This is a genomic window from Kitasatospora nipponensis (assembly GCF_039528135.1).
Taxonomy (GTDB): domain Bacteria; phylum Actinomycetota; class Actinomycetes; order Streptomycetales; family Streptomycetaceae; genus Kitasatospora; species Kitasatospora nipponensis.
In genome coordinates, this window is the sequence record NZ_BAAALF010000199.1 from 439 (window position 1) to 14218 (window position 13780).

Consider the following 13780-nt stretch of genomic DNA (forward strand, 5'->3'; position numbering starts at 1 on the left):
TGGGGCCCCGCCCCACTTCTTCGAGCCGGGCCGCGCCCTGCTCGCGGTCCTCGACGAGCAGCGTGCGGGCGGCCTCCTCGGCCGCCCGTGCGGCGGGGTAGGGCCGGCCGATCTCCTTGAGGAGCAGCTGCGCCCGGCCGAAGTGCTCCGCGGCGCGGGCGACGGGCGCGCCCACCCCGGCGCCCACCCCGGCGCCCGGATCGGAGCCCGGCCCGGCGGTCGTCTCGGCGGTCGTCGGACGGGCGAGCAGGCCGCGGCAGAGTTCCAGGTCGGCCTCCAGCGCGGGGGCCCGGTCCGCCCGCTGCTCGACGGTCCGCCGCAGCGCCGCGGTCAGCTCCTCGGCGCCCGGCCGGTCGCGCAGCGCCAGCGCGGTCTGCACGGCGGTGGCCACCAGCCCCGAGGTCTGCGCCCAGCCGGCGCCGTGCCGCACGACGTCCAGCAGCGGCGTGATCGCGGCCCAGGCCGCCCCGGGGTCGCCCTGGGCGAGCCGGGCCCGCGCCAGCCAGGCCGTCGCGACGCACTCCTCGGCGAGCTGACCGTGGTCGATCTCCTCGGCCAGCGAGCCGAGTTGCTCGATCGCGCTGTCCCAGTGGCCGCGCAGGGCGGCCAGCTGGGCGTGCACGATCCGGGCGATGCTCTCGATGTAGGCCATCGTCGGGTACTGCGCGGCGAGCGCGGCGAACCGCTCCGGCAGGCCCTCCCAGCGCCCGGCGTGCCACTCCAGCACCAGCAGGGTCATCGCGCTGAGGCACTGCACCACCCGGTCGCCGGACTCCCGCGCCAGCTCCTCGGCCTCGACGAGCAGCGGCGCGGCCCGCCGGTCCAGGCCCAGCACGATCGCGACGTCGGCGACGTTGTGCAGCGCCCGGGCGCTCTGGCGCACCACCTCGCGGTCCTCCGCGCGGCGCGCCAGGTCGCCGAGCAGCTCCCAGACCGCGGGGTCGCCGACCTGGACCATCAGGGTGAGCCGGGAGGCCCGGACGGTGGCCCGCGCCGCCTCGGTCCCGGTGTCGGCCACGCTGCGCTCGGCCCGGGCCATCCAGGCCAGCCGATCCTCGACGGGGTGGTGCCCCCCGATCAGCGCGAGGGCCACCAGGGCGCGGGCCGCCAGCTCCGGGCGCTCCGCCAGCTCGTCGGCGGCCTGTTCGAGCTCCCGGAAGCCGGCCACGTCGCCGGCCTGGTTGACCATCAGCAGCCCCAGCCCGAGCCGGATCTCGCCACGGGTCGCCCGGGCCAGGGCCGGATCCACCACCAGCCCGCGCAGCCGGCGGCCGGCCGCCGCGTAGTCGACGCTGTTGTAGGCGATCCGGCTGAGCGCCAGCGAGGCCCGGGTGCGCAACTCGCCGTCGATCCGCGGCTCGGCCAGCACCTCGTTCAGCAGGCGGGTGGCGGTGCCGTCGTCCCCCATCGCCACGGCCTGGTCGGCCGCGGCCGACGCCTGCTCCAGCCAGCCCCGGCGGTCGCTGAGCGCGCGGGTGTGGTGCGCGATCTGCACCAGCGGCGGCGGCGACTGGAGCCGCAGCAGCGCCAGCGCCTGCCGGTGCAGGCTCTCCCGCCGCGGTCCCAGGATGTGCTGGTAGACGACCTGCTGGGCCAGCGTGTGGCGCAGGGTGTAGCGGGTGGGCGACAACTCGTGCAGCGCGGCGGCCCGCAGCGCCAGCGTCAGGCCGTCGGCCGCCTGCCGCGGCGGCAGGCCGGCGACCTCGGTCAGGACGGACTGCGAGGCCGGCACGCCGAGCATCGCGGCGGCCTCGACGACGGCGACGGCGTGCGGGGGCAACTCGGCCAGCCGTTCCAGCACCGCCTCGCGCAGCGCCCTGGGCACCTCGGTGCGGGCCAGCTCCTCCTCGAACCCCGCGGCGTCGGCGGCGTGGTGCCTGCGCCGCTCCAGGATCGTCAGCAGGTCCTCCTCGGCGATCAGCGGCAGGGCCGCGCTGTGCTCGAAGAGGGCCGCGGCCAGCTCGCGGCCGGCGGCCGGTCCCAGGGCGGCGGCCGCCAGCTCGCCCAGGTCGTGTTCGGTCAGCGGCCGCAGGACGAGGTCCGCGCTGCCGGTGCCCGGCGGGGTCCGGAAGGCGGTCCCGAGCACCGGGCGGCCCGGCGGCAGCTCCTCGCGCCGGTAGGTGAGCAGCAGGCCCAGCCCCGCCGGCAGGTTGCGGGCCAGCAGCAGCATCAGCTCGCGGGTGGCCTGGTCGGCCCAGTGCACGTCGTCCACCACCAGGGTCACCGGGGAGACCGCGTCCAGCACCGCGCGCACCGCGCCGCCGCGCCGGCCGCGCTCGGCCGGGGCGTCCTGGCCGGGGGCGGGATCGGCCGGCAGCAGCGGGCCCAGGGACGGCAGCAGGAGGCCCAGCGCGTGGGCGGCGGGATCGATCTCCGAGGCCGGCGGCAGCCAGCGGCCGGCCGCGCGCAGGGCGTCGACGACGGGCCCGAACGGTGCCGGCTCGCGCAGCGGGGGGGCGGCACCGCGCAGCACACCGCCCGGCCGCCGGCCGCGGTGATCTCGGCCGCCGCCTCGTGGGCCAGCCGGGACTTGCCCACGCCCGCCTCGCCCTCCACCAGCGCCACCGCGGGCGGGTGGGCCAGCGCGGCTCTCAGCACCCCGAGCTCCCGCTCCCGGCCCACCAGCGGGAAGCCCGGGCGGCCCGCGCCGCGGATCTGCTCTGGCTCGACACCCACGACGGGGTCTCCTGTCCTCCGGGCCCGCGCTGTCCGGCCGGTGCGCGCGGACGGGGCGCGGCTGGGCTCCACGCTAGTTTCCCGCCGGGGGCGGGGCAACGGCTGGCCGCTCGCCCGACGGGTGCCCGGCTGCTCGCCCGACGGGCAGCGAGCCGGTGCGCCGGCCGGCCGGGAGCCGTGCCGCGGGCCCGCTTCGGCCGCCGGCCGGGCGGCCTGTGGCCGACCTCACAGAACGGTCGTTCGTCTACCGTGCAGCCCTTGCGGGGCAAGGATCCGGCTCCGCCCTGACGGTCGCTCAGCCGCCCGCGGCGGCCCGCGCTGGTTGCGCGGCGACGGGGTCTTCGCGCACAGTCCTGGTGCACCGGATCCGCCGGGACCGCTCCTGCCAGGGGCCCGGCGGACAAGTCGATGGGGGGACGAAAGGGTCCTCCCACCGCATGCTCAATCACGCGAAACACCGACGTCCCTCGACCCGTCCGCACCGGGTGAAGCTGGCCGTGCTCGGCGTGGCCGTCGCGGCCTCGGCCGTCGGCACCACCGCCTGGGCCGCCCAGGCCGCCACGCCCGCCGCCCCCGCGGTCGTCGTCGACTCCCTGACGCTCTCCGCCCCCTCGCCCGCCGCCGGCAGCCAGGTGACCGCCACCGCCAAGGTGCACGCCAGCCGGTCGATCGCCCTCCAGCGGCTGACCGTCGCCGTACGGGACGCCAAGGGCGGGAACTACGACTTCCCCGGCGCGATCGCCACCACGCTCGGCCCCGCGCAGAGCACCTTCACCCCGGCCGCCCGGACCTTCCCGGCCGGTACGTACCAGTACTTCGTGGCCTACGAGGTGGGTGGGGTCTGGCACAACCTGACGCCGGCCACCACCTTCACCAGCGGCGCGGCGCTGCCCACGCCGAGCCCCACGCCCACGGCCGGGCCGACCGCCACGGCCAGCGCCAAGCCGACCGCGACCGCGAGCCCGACGGCCGCCCCCAAGCCGACCGCCACGCCCACCCCGACGGCCACCGCCTCGCCGACCGCTCCCGCGACGCCCACGCCCACCGCCAGCGCGAGCGCCACGGCGACGCCGACGCCCACGCCCACCTTCACCACCAGCCCCACGCCCACCACCCCCGCCACCGGCGGACCGCTGGGCATGACCGGCAGCTGGCGCCCGGTCTTCGCCGACGAGTTCAACGGCAGCAGCCTGGACACCAGCAAGTGGACCCCCAACTGGCTGGGCTGCGCCACCTGCACCACCCAGCCCGTCAGCAGCGCCGAGTCGCAGGCCTACGCCCCCTCGCAGGCCACCGTCAGCGGCGGCTCGCTGCACCTGACCGCGGTCCAGAAGCCGACCACCGTGAACGGCAAGACCTACCCGTACACCTCGGGCATGGTGCAGTCCAACGGCAAGGCGCAGTTCACCTACGGCGCCTTCGAGTCCCGGATCTACCTGCCGGCCTCCGGCGGCAAGGTCGCCAACTGGCCGGCGTTCTGGACGGACGGTCAGAGCTGGCCCAACGACGGTGAGATGGACGTGATGGAGGGGCTCAGCGGCAACGCCTGCTACCACTTCCACTCGCCCTCCGGCGGCCCCGGCGGCTGCGCCCCCGGCGACTTCACCGGCTGGCACACCTACGGCGCGCAGTGGCAGCCGGGGTCGGTGACGTACTACTACGACGGCAAGGCGGTCGGCACGATCTCCACCGGGATCACCTCGGCGCCGCAGTACCTGATCCTCAACAACGCCGTCGGCGGCTCGGGTGGCGCCTCGGTGGCGCCGGCCGACATGCAGGTCGACTACGTCCGGGTCTGGCAGCACTGACCCACCACCGGTCGACCGGCTGAGCCGGTCGAACGGCCTTCGAGCGGCGGCCGGCACCCCGGGCAGGGGTGCCGGCCGCTTCGCGTCATCCGGCCGTCACCGGTGCGCCGGCAGCTGCGCGGTCCACGCCCGTTGCTCGGCGGTGTCCGGGACGGCGAGGCCGCGGGCCCGTTCGATCCGCTGCCAGGCGGTGTCGGGGTCCATCCCGCCCAGCACGAGCACGGCGGCCGCCAGCAGGGAGGAGCGTCCGATGCCGGCGCGGCAGTGGGTCACCAGGTGGTCGCCCTCGCGCAGCCGGACGGCGAGCTCGCGCAGGGTGGGCAGGATCGGGTCGAGTTCGGGCACGGTGCGGTCGGGGATGGGCAGGGCGACGAAGCGCAGCCCGGCCGCCACGGCCTCGCGCGGTTCCGCCGCGAGGTCGAGCTCGTCGAGTTCGTCCGCGGTGAGCGCGCAGACCAGCACGTCGACGCCGCAGGCGCCGAGGGCGGCCATCTCGTCCCGGAGCCAGTCGCCGCCGCGCGGGCGGGCCATCGTGCTGAGGCGGCCGGGGCCCGGGAGGTCGAGGGTGAAGAGGGAGGGTCGCATGATGATCGAGATCGTAGTACTGCGGCCTCCCCCCGGCGTGCCGCGGCCCCCGGGCAAGGTGCCCGGGGGCCGCGGGGGAGCGGGTCAGGGGTCGGACGGTCAGGAGCCCGGCGCGAGTTGGACGAACTTGGCCTCGCTGGGAACGCCGGCCTCGTCGAGCAGGAAGAGCATGTAGTACCCGGGCGGCGCCGCCTTCGCCGACGGCGGCGTCTGCAACTGGAGCCGGTCGCCCGAGCGGCCGGTGATCTTGAGTTCCAGGTGCCGCTGGCTGGTGTCCACCGAGTGGGTGGAGGTGATCGGCGCGACCAGCACGGCGCGCTTGACCTTCGACGGCGTGCTGGTGGTGACCTTGAAGGAGGCGTCGTAGTCCAGCGGGCCGCCGGGCACCTTGCCGAGCACCGGGCGCGGGCCCCGGTGCAGGTAGGGGGGTTCGTAGATCTCGATGGTGCCGTTCATGCCCGACTTGATGTCGGGGTTGTTGGCGATCTGCTGGAGTTCGTCGCCGGTCACCATGATCCGCCCGTCCGGCAGCAGGACGGCGTTGGAGTGGTAGCCGCGCGGCAGGCGCTGGACCGGGCCGAGGGTCCAGCGGCCCTGGGCGTCGCGCAGCTCGGTCTGGCGGTACTTGAGGTCGGCGTTGGGGTTGTAGGGGCCGTTGCCGTAGTCGCGGATGTCGTAGGAGCCGTTGACCGTGAACAGGTTGCCGTCGGGCAGGATCAGCGTGTCGTCCTGGGTCCGGCCGAAGGCGCGTTGGCTGTCGACGCTCCAGGTGCCGCCCGCGAAGCGGTAGGTGTTGCGGTCGTTGCGGTTGCCGCCCAGCAGCAGGACCGAGTCGGGGCCGGCGGTGCCGCCCGGGAGGGCGACGGCGGAGCCGTAGTTGCGCAGCCCGCCGTCGGGGCGGTCCGGCAGCTTGGCGCGGGACTCGTCGGCCGGGTCGAAGGACCACTGCTGGTCGGCGTCGCGGCCGAAGCCGTAGACCTTGCCGTCCCGCAGCGAGAAGAGGTGCGGGTAGTCCATCCGGTACGGGGCGTCGGTCTTCCACCGGTCCGAGGGCAGACCGTCCGGGGTGTCGCCGGGGGTGTACGAGAGGTCGACGCCCTTGGCGGGGAAGCGCTCGATGACCGGGGTCGGGGTGCCCCACCCCAGTTCGGACTGGCCGGACATGATCAGCTGCCGGCCGTCGGCGCCGGTGACCACGGACGGGTACCAGCGCCCGACCGCCATGTCCTGCTCCTGGTGCCAGGTCTCGCTCCACGGGTCGAAGACCAGGGCCAGCTTGGCGCCGGTACCGCCGTTGCCCCCCAGGTTGCCGCCGAAGACGCCGACCATCCCGTTGGAGAGGTAGGAGTGGCCGGCGCAGAAGAACGGCGCCGGGCGCGGCTCGCCGGTGCCGTCCGGCATGTCGACCACCGGTGGCGGGACCGCCTTGAACGCGGCGGGGCCGCTGCCCTTGGCCGGGTCCCACAGGTAGGCGCGGCCGGCGTTCTGGTGGCCGATGACGTCGGTGGGCGCGGTCTCCTTCTGCGGGTTGTCCTCGACGCTCTCGAAGGAGAAGGCGAGGACCTTGCCGGTGGGCAGCAGCGCGATGTGCGCGCCGAACTCCGGCGTGGGGAAGTAGTCGGTGAACTTCCCCACGAGTGCGGGGTCGAAGGCGGCGTTGATCTGCGCCTGCGAGGCGGTCAGCGCGTTGAACCGGTTGGTCCGGGTGGTCTGCGGATAGTCGGTCTGCACGGCCCGCAGGCCGATCCGGTCGCGTGCCATCGCCTCGGCGGCCGGGCGACCGAGCGCCTCGACCTCGCCGGGGCGCAGCTCGGCGCGCACCTGCTCATCGGTGATCCGCAGGCCACCGGGGCCCCCGAAGGGGTCGGCGGCGAGCGTGCTGGGCAGGGGCGCGGCCGAAACGGTGGTGGTGGCCAGTACCAGGGCTGCGGCGCAGGCCGCCAGCAGTCCTGACAGTGGTCTGCGTGTCATCGGCACTCCTCGGGGGTCCGGCGCGCGTCGAGAGGGTCGGTCCGACGCGCAGCCGATGGGTTTATGCAGCCACTACAACACTCTCCGTAGTAGGTCGTATGCCGACACTGCCTAAACCACTTCAAATCTTCGCGACACGCCGTCACTGTGCGTGTCGAGAGGGGAAACGTGGGCGCGCGTGCTGTGATGGCCGAAACCCCCGGCGCGAACCGAAGGAGCACCCCCATGTCCAGAATCCGTACCGCCGCGGTCGCCGCGGCGATGACCACGGCCCTGCTGGCCGTCGGCACCGCCGGCGCCACCGGCGCGGCAGCCGGCACCCGAGGCGCCGTCCAGCCGCAGGCCGTGACCGGCGACGTCATCCCGAACGGGGCCGACGGCAGCCCGCACACGTTGATGTGCCCGCCCGAGGAGAGCGTCCTCAGCGGCGGCTACGCGTTGAGCGCGCAACCCGGCCGCACCCTCGCCCCGCTGCCGGCCGACCTGCTGGAGAGCCGGCCCAACGCGGACGCCACCGGATGGATCGTCACGGTCCGCAAGTTCCAGCAGAGCGAGGACCACAACCACTACGAACCCGCCAACCTCACCCTCTACGTCGCCTGCACCCAGGGCGAGAACACCCCCGGCGGCTGACCGGACGAGCGGGGTCGGCCGTGGGCGGCCCACGGCCGGGCGGCCCTGCCCGGTGATCAGCCGCGGTACTCGGTGAGGTCGATGCCCAGGACGCGCAGCGGCCAGCCGTGCCGCGGGTCGGCGACCTCCTGCTCGGGGGTCATGCCGAGCTTCTGCAGGACGTTCTCGGAGCCGGCGTCGTCCGCCCGCACGACGCCGACCACGCGGTCCAGCCCGCGGTCCTCCAGGGCGAACTCCAGCGCGGCGTGGGCGGCTTCGGAGGCGTAGCCCTGGCCCCAGTAGGGCCGGCCCAGCCGCCAGCCGATCTCCACGTCGGCCAGCGCGTCGGGCCGGAACGCGCTGACGGTCAGGCCCGCGAACCCGGCCAGCTCACCGGAGCCGAGCAGCTCGACCGCGAAGAGGCCGAACCCCTCGTCGTCCCACTCCTCCTCCCACCGCTCGATGTCCTGTGCGGTCTGCTCCAGGTCGCGCACCGAGCCGTCGCCGACCCAGCGCATCACCGCCGGGTTCGCGTGGATCTCGGCCATGGGGGCGAGGTCGTCGTCGTGCCAGCGGCGCAGGAGCAGGCGGGGGGTGAGGATCTCGGTCATGGGTCCATCCTGTCGAACACCGTGGTCGCAGGGCCAATCGGCACCCGCGCCGCCCCGGCCCCCCGTGGCCGCGGGTGCGGCCCGTAGGGTGGGCGGCGCCCGCGCCGGGGAGCCGGCCCGGGGCAGCGCCTGCGCCGCACGCGCTCGATCCGACCCGGCCGGGAGCCCACCGTGACACTGCCCGAGGACCTGCTCGCCCTGCTGCGCGGGCCCAGCACCTGCTACCTGGCCACCTCGATGGCCGACGGCTCCCCGCAGCTGACCCAGACCTGGGTGGACACCGACGGCGAGCACGTCCTGATCAACAGCGTGCGGACCCACCTGAAGACCAGGAACATCGAGCGCGACGGGCGGGTTGCCGTCGCGGTGAGCGACCCGGCGAACCCCAGCCGCTATGTCCAGGTCCGCGGCCGGGTCGTCGAGGTCACCACCGACGGGGCGGTCGAGCACATCGAGGCGCTGGCGCAGAAGTACCTCGGCACGCCGTACCCCTGGTACGGCGGCCGGGACCAGGAGCGGGTGATCTTCGTGATCAAGCCCGAGCGGATCACCGGCACCGGCTGACCGGCACCGGCTGACCGGCCCGATCTATCCTGAGGGCATGGCCGGACTCCTGCGCAGTCACGGCGAGCACCGGGTGCGACGTTTCGCCCGCGCGTTCGCCGCGGACCCGGTGGAGGCCTTGCTCTACCTGCCAGAGGAGGTCAGCCGGCAGTTCGAGCACCCGGTGGACTATCCGGTGGACGCCGACTGGGAACAGCACCTGCACCACCTGCTCGGCGCCCCCTGGCCCTGCCCGCAGACCCCGCGCGCCGCGGCGCTCTGGAGCGCGGTGGTCGCGGAACTGCGGGCCCGGGGGCTCGCCTTCGGACGCCACACCTACGGGCAGTACAGCGACGCCGACGAGTCGCTGGCCCGCGCGGTCTGGTGCACGGTGGTGCACCGCCGGGCCGAGGTGGTGGTGGAGACCGGGGTGGCGCGGGGGGTGATCAGCCGGTTCGTGCTGGCGGCCCTGGAGCAGAACGGCGGCGGCCACCTGTGGAGCGTGGACCTGCCGCACCCCTTCGAGCGCTCGCTGCACGACCAGACCGGCGCCGCCGTGCCCGAGCGCTACCGCCCGTCGTGGACCTACATCGAGGGTTCCAGCCGCCGGCGGCTGCCACGGCTGACCCGGGAACTGGGCCGGGTCGACGTCTTCGTGCACGACAGCCTGCACACCGCCCGCAACACCCGCTTCGAGATGGGCCGGATCGCCGAGGTGCTGGCGCCGGACGGGGTGATGCTGATCGACGACATCAGCACCCACCAGGGCTTCGCCCCCTGGCTGCTGGACCGCCCGCACGCCGCCAGCCTGGTCTGTCCCTCCGCCGACGGGGAGGGCCTCTTCGGGGTGGTCAGGCTCCGCCCGTGAACCCCGCTCGGCGGGTCGGCGGCGCGGGCCTCACGGCGGCCCGGGGTCGTCCAGGGCGGCCCGCAGGTGCGCCAGCACGGCGGTGGTGGCCTCCCGGCCGACCGGATCGCCCTGCCGGTCGAGCGGGTCGGTCAGCAACGAGCCGGCCAGCAACTCGGCCGCCGCGGCCACCACGGCGGCCGGCAGGGTGACCTCGCGCAGCGGGAGCAGTTGGGCGGCGGCGCGCTGGCCGGCGGTGCTCGGCTCGTGCTGGGGGATGAGGGCGTGCAGGCCTCGTTGGGCCGGCTGCTGTGCGCTGGTCATCCGGTGATTCTGCCGCCTCGGGCGCGCATCGCCGCTCATGCCCCCGGCGGGCCGGTTCGCGCGGCGCCCGCCGGTGGCCTCCGGAGCGGGTGGCGGGGCCGGATGTGAGTGACCTGACGAACCGTCACTCCACTTGTCCGGCGGCTTCGTTGGCCTCGCAGGCGGTACTGCGGCCCGTCCCTTCCGCCCTGTCCGCCCGCCCTGTCGGGACAGGGCGCCGTCGGACAGGACAGGACGGGCCGGCTCCGGTCGCGTCGGTCAGGACGTGGCGGAGCAGTCGAGGCAGATCGGCTGCCCCTTCTTGTCCTCGCCCGCGAGCTGGGTGCGGTGGTGCACCAGGAAGCAGGTCATGCAGGTGAACTCGTCCTGCTGGATCGGCACGACCCGGACGGTGAGCTCCTCGCCCGACAGGTCGGCGCCGGGGAGCTCCATGCCCTCGGCGGCCTCGGTCTCGTCGATGTCGACCGAGGCGGTCTTCTTGCCGTCGCGCCGACCCTTCAGCTCCTCGATGCTCGCGTCGTTTGAGTCCTCGCCGGTGGTGCGCGGGGCGTCGTAGTCGGTTGCCACAGCGGTTCCTTCTTTTGGTGGATCACATGCAGGGATCAGCGCCAGTGTGCCCGGTCTCGGAAGCGCGAACGCAGTCGGCTGCGCCCCCTTCGGCCGGTTGGCTGCCCGCCATCGTGCCACGTCCGGGGCGAGCGGGTCGGGTGATGCCGCCGAAGTGTGGGTGTGGTGGCGCGGTGTCGCGGTGGCGGCGGCCGCCAAGTCCCGTTGCGCAGGTGGCCGGCGGTGCCCGCACCGCCGATCGCGAGCCGTCGCGAAGAACCCGGCGGCAGCGAGCGGTGGAGCGGCCGGGGACGGTGGGGGACGGGGGTGTCGGGTGCTGTCGACGGGGCAGAAGAACCTTGGAGGGACCCGATGGAGCCGGCGAACTGCGGTGGTGACGCGTCATGAGATCCGAACGGTCGGCCCCCGGCCGGCGACGTCCGCAGCCCGGTCTGCCGGCGGGTGGTCAGATCCGGCGCCTGGCACTGCCGGGTCCCGGTGCGGCGGTGGGCCGTTGTCGTGACTTCACGCACCAGGCCCTGTGGGACTGGCGGTGGTTGCCGCCGGCCAGCGAGGACCAGCGGCTGGTGGCCGAGGACGTCCTGCTGCTGGTCTCCGAGTTGGTCACCAACGCGGCGCAGCACGCGGGCGGCGCGCGGGAACTGGTCCTGCGCGGGACGGCCGGGCGGCTGCGGGTCGAGGTGGTGGACGCCAGTCCGGCCGCGCCGGCTCCGCGGACCCCGGGCCGCGCCGGACGGCCGGGCGGGCACGGGCTCTTCGTGGTGGCCGCGCTCTCGCGGGAGTGGGGCTGGGCACCGCACGGCCCCGGCAAGGCGGTCTGGCTGGAGGTGGACAGCGCAGCCGACCACCCCGACACCGATGCCGGTTGAGCGGGTGGCGGTCGAACGGGTGCGGGGGCGGTCGGGCGCGGGACCCACTACTCCTCGGGCGGGCCGACGCGCGGATCGGGTGGGCGCGGCCGGCCGGGGGCGGTGTGGCGCATGGCGATCCTCTCGTCCGTCCGGGCCCGCGCCGGGTCGGGCGGCGGGCCGTGGTCTTCGGGTTCCACCGGACGCGTACCCAGCTCAGGGGCGCTGAAGCGGCCGCGGCGCGGTTGTCGACGCGAGGCAGCCGCCCGCACACCCGCGGTGACGGTGACGGCGACGGGGGCGCGGCGGCCGCGAGCCGGCAGGCTGTCGGTCGTCAGCCCGCCGGGCGGCGCCAGAGGCCGCGGGCGGCCAGCAGCGGGAGCACGCCCTCGCCGAACTGGTAGGCCTCCTCCAGGTGCGGCGCGCCGGAGAGGATGAACTCGTCGATGCCCAGCCGGTGGTACTCCTCGATCCGGTCGGCGACCTCCTGGTGGCTGCCCACCAGCGCGGTCCCCGCGCCGCCGCGGACCAGCCCGATGCCGGCCCACAGGTTGGGGTACACCTCCAGTGCGGCGGTGGAGCCGTGATGCAGCTCGCGCATCCGGCGCTGGCCCTCCGACTCGCTCAGCGCCAGCGCCCGCTGGGTGGCGCCGATCCGCTCGGGGTCCATACCGGCCAGCAGGCGCTCGGCCTCGGCCCAGGCCGTCGCCGCGCTGTCACGGGTGATCGCGTGCAGCCGGATGCCGAAGCGCGGCGTGCGGCCGTGCGCGGCGGCGAGCCGGCGGATCCGCTCGATCTTCTCCCGCACCAGGTCCGGCGGCTCGCCCCAGGTCAGGTAGACGTCCGCGAACGCGCCGGCGACGCGCTCGGCGGCCGGCGAGGAGCCGCCGAAGTACACCTCGGGCACCGGGTCGGGCAGCCGGGTCAGCCGGGCCCCGGCCACCCGCAGGTGCTCGCCCTCGTGGTCGACCGTCCGGCCGGCCCAGAGCCGCCCGACGATGTCCAGGAACTCGCCGGTGCGCGCGTAGCGGCCCTCCTTGTCGAGGAAGTCCCCGTAGGCGCGCTGCTCGGCGGACTCGCCGCCGGTGACGACGTTGAGCAGCAGCCGCCCCTGCGACTGGTTCTGGTAGCTGGTGGCCATCTGCGCGGCCAGCGTGGGGCTGAGCTGGCCGGGCCGGAAGGCGACCAGGAACTTCAGCCGCTCGGTCACCTGGGTGAGCATCGCGGTGGTCAGCCAGGCGTCCTCGCACCAGGCGCCGGTGGGGGTCAGCGCGCCGACGAAGCCGAGCTGCTCGGCGGTGCGGGCGATCTGGCCCAGGTAGGCGATGCTCGGTGGCCGGTCGGCGCCGGCGGTGCCGGGCGTCGATCCGTGGCCGCCCCCGACGATCTGCCGGCTGTCGCCGGTGGTGGGCAGGAACCAGTGGAAGGTGAGGGCCATCTCTCTCCGTAGGGGTGGGGGGCCGGCCCGGCCCCGATCGGCGCGGCCGGCTGGTCGGTCGCTCGGTGGGCCGGTCGGTGGGCCGGTCGGTGGGCCGGTCGGTGGGGGCGGCGCCGTCGGTCAGGGCGTCGTGGACCCGGCGGCTGCGGGGGCGAAGCCGCCGAAGCCGCCGTCGTGGTGGACCAGCGGGGCGCCACCGTCGGCCGCCGCGTCGATGACCTCCCCGACGACCAGCAGGTGGTCGCCGACCGCCTGGAAGAGCACCGGACGGGCCGTCAGCCAGGCCGTCACCCCGTCCAGGACGGGAGTGCCGTGCTCGCCGGTGCGCCAGCGCGTGCCGGCGAACCGGTCCACCCCGCTGCGGGCGAACTGCCGCGCCAGCGCCTCCTGGTCACGGTGCAGCAGGTGCACCGTGAAGGCGTCGGCGGCGCGCACCGCGGGCGCCGCGGAGGCGGTGGCGGAGAGGTAGAACGAGACCAGCGCCGGCTCCAGGCTCACCGAGGTGAACGAGGTGGCGGTGAACCCGGCCGGCCCCGGCACGGTGATCACCGTGACCCCGCTGGCGTGCCGGCGCAGCGTGCTGCGCAGCAGGTCGGCGGGCGGGGCGGCGGTGAGCGGTCGGTCGTCGAGCGTGGTCATGTCGGGGTTCCTTCCGGGGTGTGGGGCGTGGTGCTGACCGTGAGCAGCCGGGGCAGGTGCGCGCCCAGGCGCAGTCGTTCCAGCCACTGGACCAGCTGGGCGGCCACGGTGCGGTGGGTGACGTCGTTGAGGACGTCGTGCAGGCCGTCGGTGACCAGGACCAGCTCGGTGTGCGGCAGCCGTTCGGCCAGCCGCCGCGCGGTCGCCGCCGGGGCGAGCGGGTCGGCCGCCCCGCGCAGCAGCACGGCCGGCGGGGCGGGGGGGGGGGGGGCGGCCGCGGGGGGCAGTTGAGCCGGGACCGGGGGGGCGGG

General features: G+C 75.4%; 14 protein-coding genes and 1 pseudogene. 5 read left to right on the forward strand and 10 right to left on the reverse strand.

What is annotated here, in order from left to right; all coding sequences use genetic code 11:
- Both ABD323_RS34090 and ABD323_RS46225 read right to left on the reverse strand, forming a co-directional pair.
- A partial coding sequence (locus tag ABD323_RS34090) for an ATP-binding protein (protein ID WP_344445947.1) occupies positions 1–2473 on the reverse strand: 2473 nt, incomplete at its 3' end.
- Positions 2474–2505: 32 nt separating this feature from the next.
- Positions 2506–2748, reverse strand: a pseudogene (locus ABD323_RS46225) (hypothetical protein); the annotation flags it as partial.
- 365 nt (positions 2749–3113) lie between these two features.
- Between ABD323_RS46225 and ABD323_RS34095 the strand changes: the two are divergent.
- Complete coding sequence (locus tag ABD323_RS34095; RefSeq protein ID WP_344445949.1) at positions 3114–4484, forward strand: glycoside hydrolase family 16 protein; 1371 nt, start codon at positions 3114–3116, stop codon at positions 4482–4484.
- A 96-nt stretch (positions 4485–4580) separates the two neighbouring features.
- Here ABD323_RS34095 and ABD323_RS34100 read toward each other — a convergent pair whose 3' ends face one another.
- On the reverse strand, positions 4581–5069 hold the full coding sequence (locus ABD323_RS34100; protein ID WP_344445950.1) for a phosphatase domain-containing putative toxin: 489 nt from the start codon (positions 5067–5069) through the stop codon (positions 4581–4583).
- Positions 5070–5168: 99 nt separating this feature from the next.
- Complete coding sequence (locus tag ABD323_RS34105; protein ID WP_344445951.1) at positions 5169–7040, reverse strand: galactose oxidase early set domain-containing protein; 1872 nt, start codon at positions 7038–7040, stop codon at positions 5169–5171.
- A gap of 225 nt (positions 7041–7265) precedes the next feature.
- Here ABD323_RS34105 and ABD323_RS34110 point away from each other — a divergent pair, with 225 nt between their 5' ends.
- Positions 7266–7673, forward strand: coding sequence for a hypothetical protein (locus ABD323_RS34110; protein ID WP_344445952.1), 408 nt, complete (start codon positions 7266–7268; stop codon positions 7671–7673).
- Between the two features lie 56 nt (positions 7674–7729).
- Here ABD323_RS34110 and ABD323_RS34115 read toward each other — a convergent pair whose 3' ends face one another.
- On the reverse strand, positions 7730–8263 hold the full coding sequence (locus tag ABD323_RS34115; RefSeq protein WP_344445953.1) for a GNAT family N-acetyltransferase: 534 nt from the start codon (positions 8261–8263) through the stop codon (positions 7730–7732).
- A 171-nt stretch (positions 8264–8434) separates the two neighbouring features.
- On the opposite strand from ABD323_RS34115, the gene ABD323_RS34120 reads away from it, so the two are divergent.
- Positions 8435–8827, forward strand: coding sequence for a PPOX class F420-dependent oxidoreductase (locus ABD323_RS34120; RefSeq protein WP_344445954.1), 393 nt, complete (start codon positions 8435–8437; stop codon positions 8825–8827).
- A 37-nt stretch (positions 8828–8864) separates the two neighbouring features.
- Positions 8865–9674 carry a class I SAM-dependent methyltransferase gene (locus ABD323_RS34125; protein WP_344445955.1) on the forward strand — a complete coding sequence of 270 codons (810 nt, stop codon included), beginning with the start codon at positions 8865–8867 and terminating at the stop codon, positions 9672–9674.
- A gap of 30 nt (positions 9675–9704) precedes the next feature.
- Here ABD323_RS34125 and ABD323_RS34130 read toward each other — a convergent pair whose 3' ends face one another.
- Together ABD323_RS34130 and ABD323_RS34135 are read right to left on the reverse strand one after the other, a co-directional pair.
- Positions 9705–9977: a hypothetical protein gene (locus ABD323_RS34130; protein WP_344445956.1), complete on the reverse strand. Its 273-nt coding sequence runs from the start codon at positions 9975–9977 to the stop codon at positions 9705–9707.
- Between the two features lie 258 nt (positions 9978–10235).
- On the reverse strand, positions 10236–10544 hold the full coding sequence (locus tag ABD323_RS34135) for a DUF4193 domain-containing protein (RefSeq protein ID WP_344445957.1): 309 nt from the start codon (positions 10542–10544) through the stop codon (positions 10236–10238).
- A gap of 383 nt (positions 10545–10927) precedes the next feature.
- On the opposite strand from ABD323_RS34135, the gene ABD323_RS34140 reads away from it, so the two are divergent.
- On the forward strand, positions 10928–11413 hold the full coding sequence (locus tag ABD323_RS34140; RefSeq protein ID WP_344445958.1) for an ATP-binding protein: 486 nt from the start codon (positions 10928–10930) through the stop codon (positions 11411–11413).
- Between the two features lie 313 nt (positions 11414–11726).
- Here the strand turns inward: ABD323_RS34140 and ABD323_RS34145 are convergent, their stop codons facing one another.
- From ABD323_RS34145 to ABD323_RS34155, 3 genes are all read right to left on the reverse strand, one after another.
- Complete coding sequence (locus tag ABD323_RS34145; protein ID WP_344445959.1) at positions 11727–12830, reverse strand: LLM class flavin-dependent oxidoreductase; 1104 nt, start codon at positions 12828–12830, stop codon at positions 11727–11729.
- A 120-nt stretch (positions 12831–12950) separates the two neighbouring features.
- Positions 12951–13469, reverse strand: a complete 519-nt coding sequence (locus ABD323_RS34150) for a flavin reductase family protein (protein WP_344445960.1) — start codon at positions 13467–13469, stop codon at positions 12951–12953.
- Positions 13466–13780: alpha/beta hydrolase (locus ABD323_RS34155; protein ID WP_344445961.1), on the reverse strand; the 315-nt coding region annotated here is incomplete at its 5' end. The genes ABD323_RS34155 and ABD323_RS34150, both read right to left, overlap by 4 nt.

Bases quoted from the DNA above. Each gene is read 5' to 3' on its own strand.
- ABD323_RS34100 (WP_344445950.1), bottom strand. From the start codon at position 5,069: ATGCGACCCTCCCTCTTCACCCTCGACCTCCCGGGCCCCGGCCGCCTC.
- ABD323_RS34115 (WP_344445953.1), bottom strand. From the start codon at position 8,263: ATGACCGAGATCCTCACCCCCCGCCTGCTCCTGCGCCGCTGGCACGAC.
- ABD323_RS34145 (WP_344445959.1), bottom strand. From the start codon at position 12,830: ATGGCCCTCACCTTCCACTGGTTCCTGCCCACCACCGGCGACAGCCGG.
- ABD323_RS34140 (WP_344445958.1), top strand. From the start codon at position 10,928: ATGAGATCCGAACGGTCGGCCCCCGGCCGGCGACGTCCGCAGCCCGGT.
- ABD323_RS34095 (WP_344445949.1), top strand. From the start codon at position 3,114: ATGCTCAATCACGCGAAACACCGACGTCCCTCGACCCGTCCGCACCGG.
- ABD323_RS34105 (WP_344445951.1), bottom strand. From the start codon at position 7,040: ATGACACGCAGACCACTGTCAGGACTGCTGGCGGCCTGCGCCGCAGCC.
- ABD323_RS34130 (WP_344445956.1), bottom strand. From the start codon at position 9,977: ATGACCAGCGCACAGCAGCCGGCCCAACGAGGCCTGCACGCCCTCATC.
- ABD323_RS34125 (WP_344445955.1), top strand. From the start codon at position 8,865: ATGGCCGGACTCCTGCGCAGTCACGGCGAGCACCGGGTGCGACGTTTC.
- ABD323_RS34150 (WP_344445960.1), bottom strand. From the start codon at position 13,469: ATGACCACGCTCGACGACCGACCGCTCACCGCCGCCCCGCCCGCCGAC.
- ABD323_RS34110 (WP_344445952.1), top strand. From the start codon at position 7,266: ATGTCCAGAATCCGTACCGCCGCGGTCGCCGCGGCGATGACCACGGCC.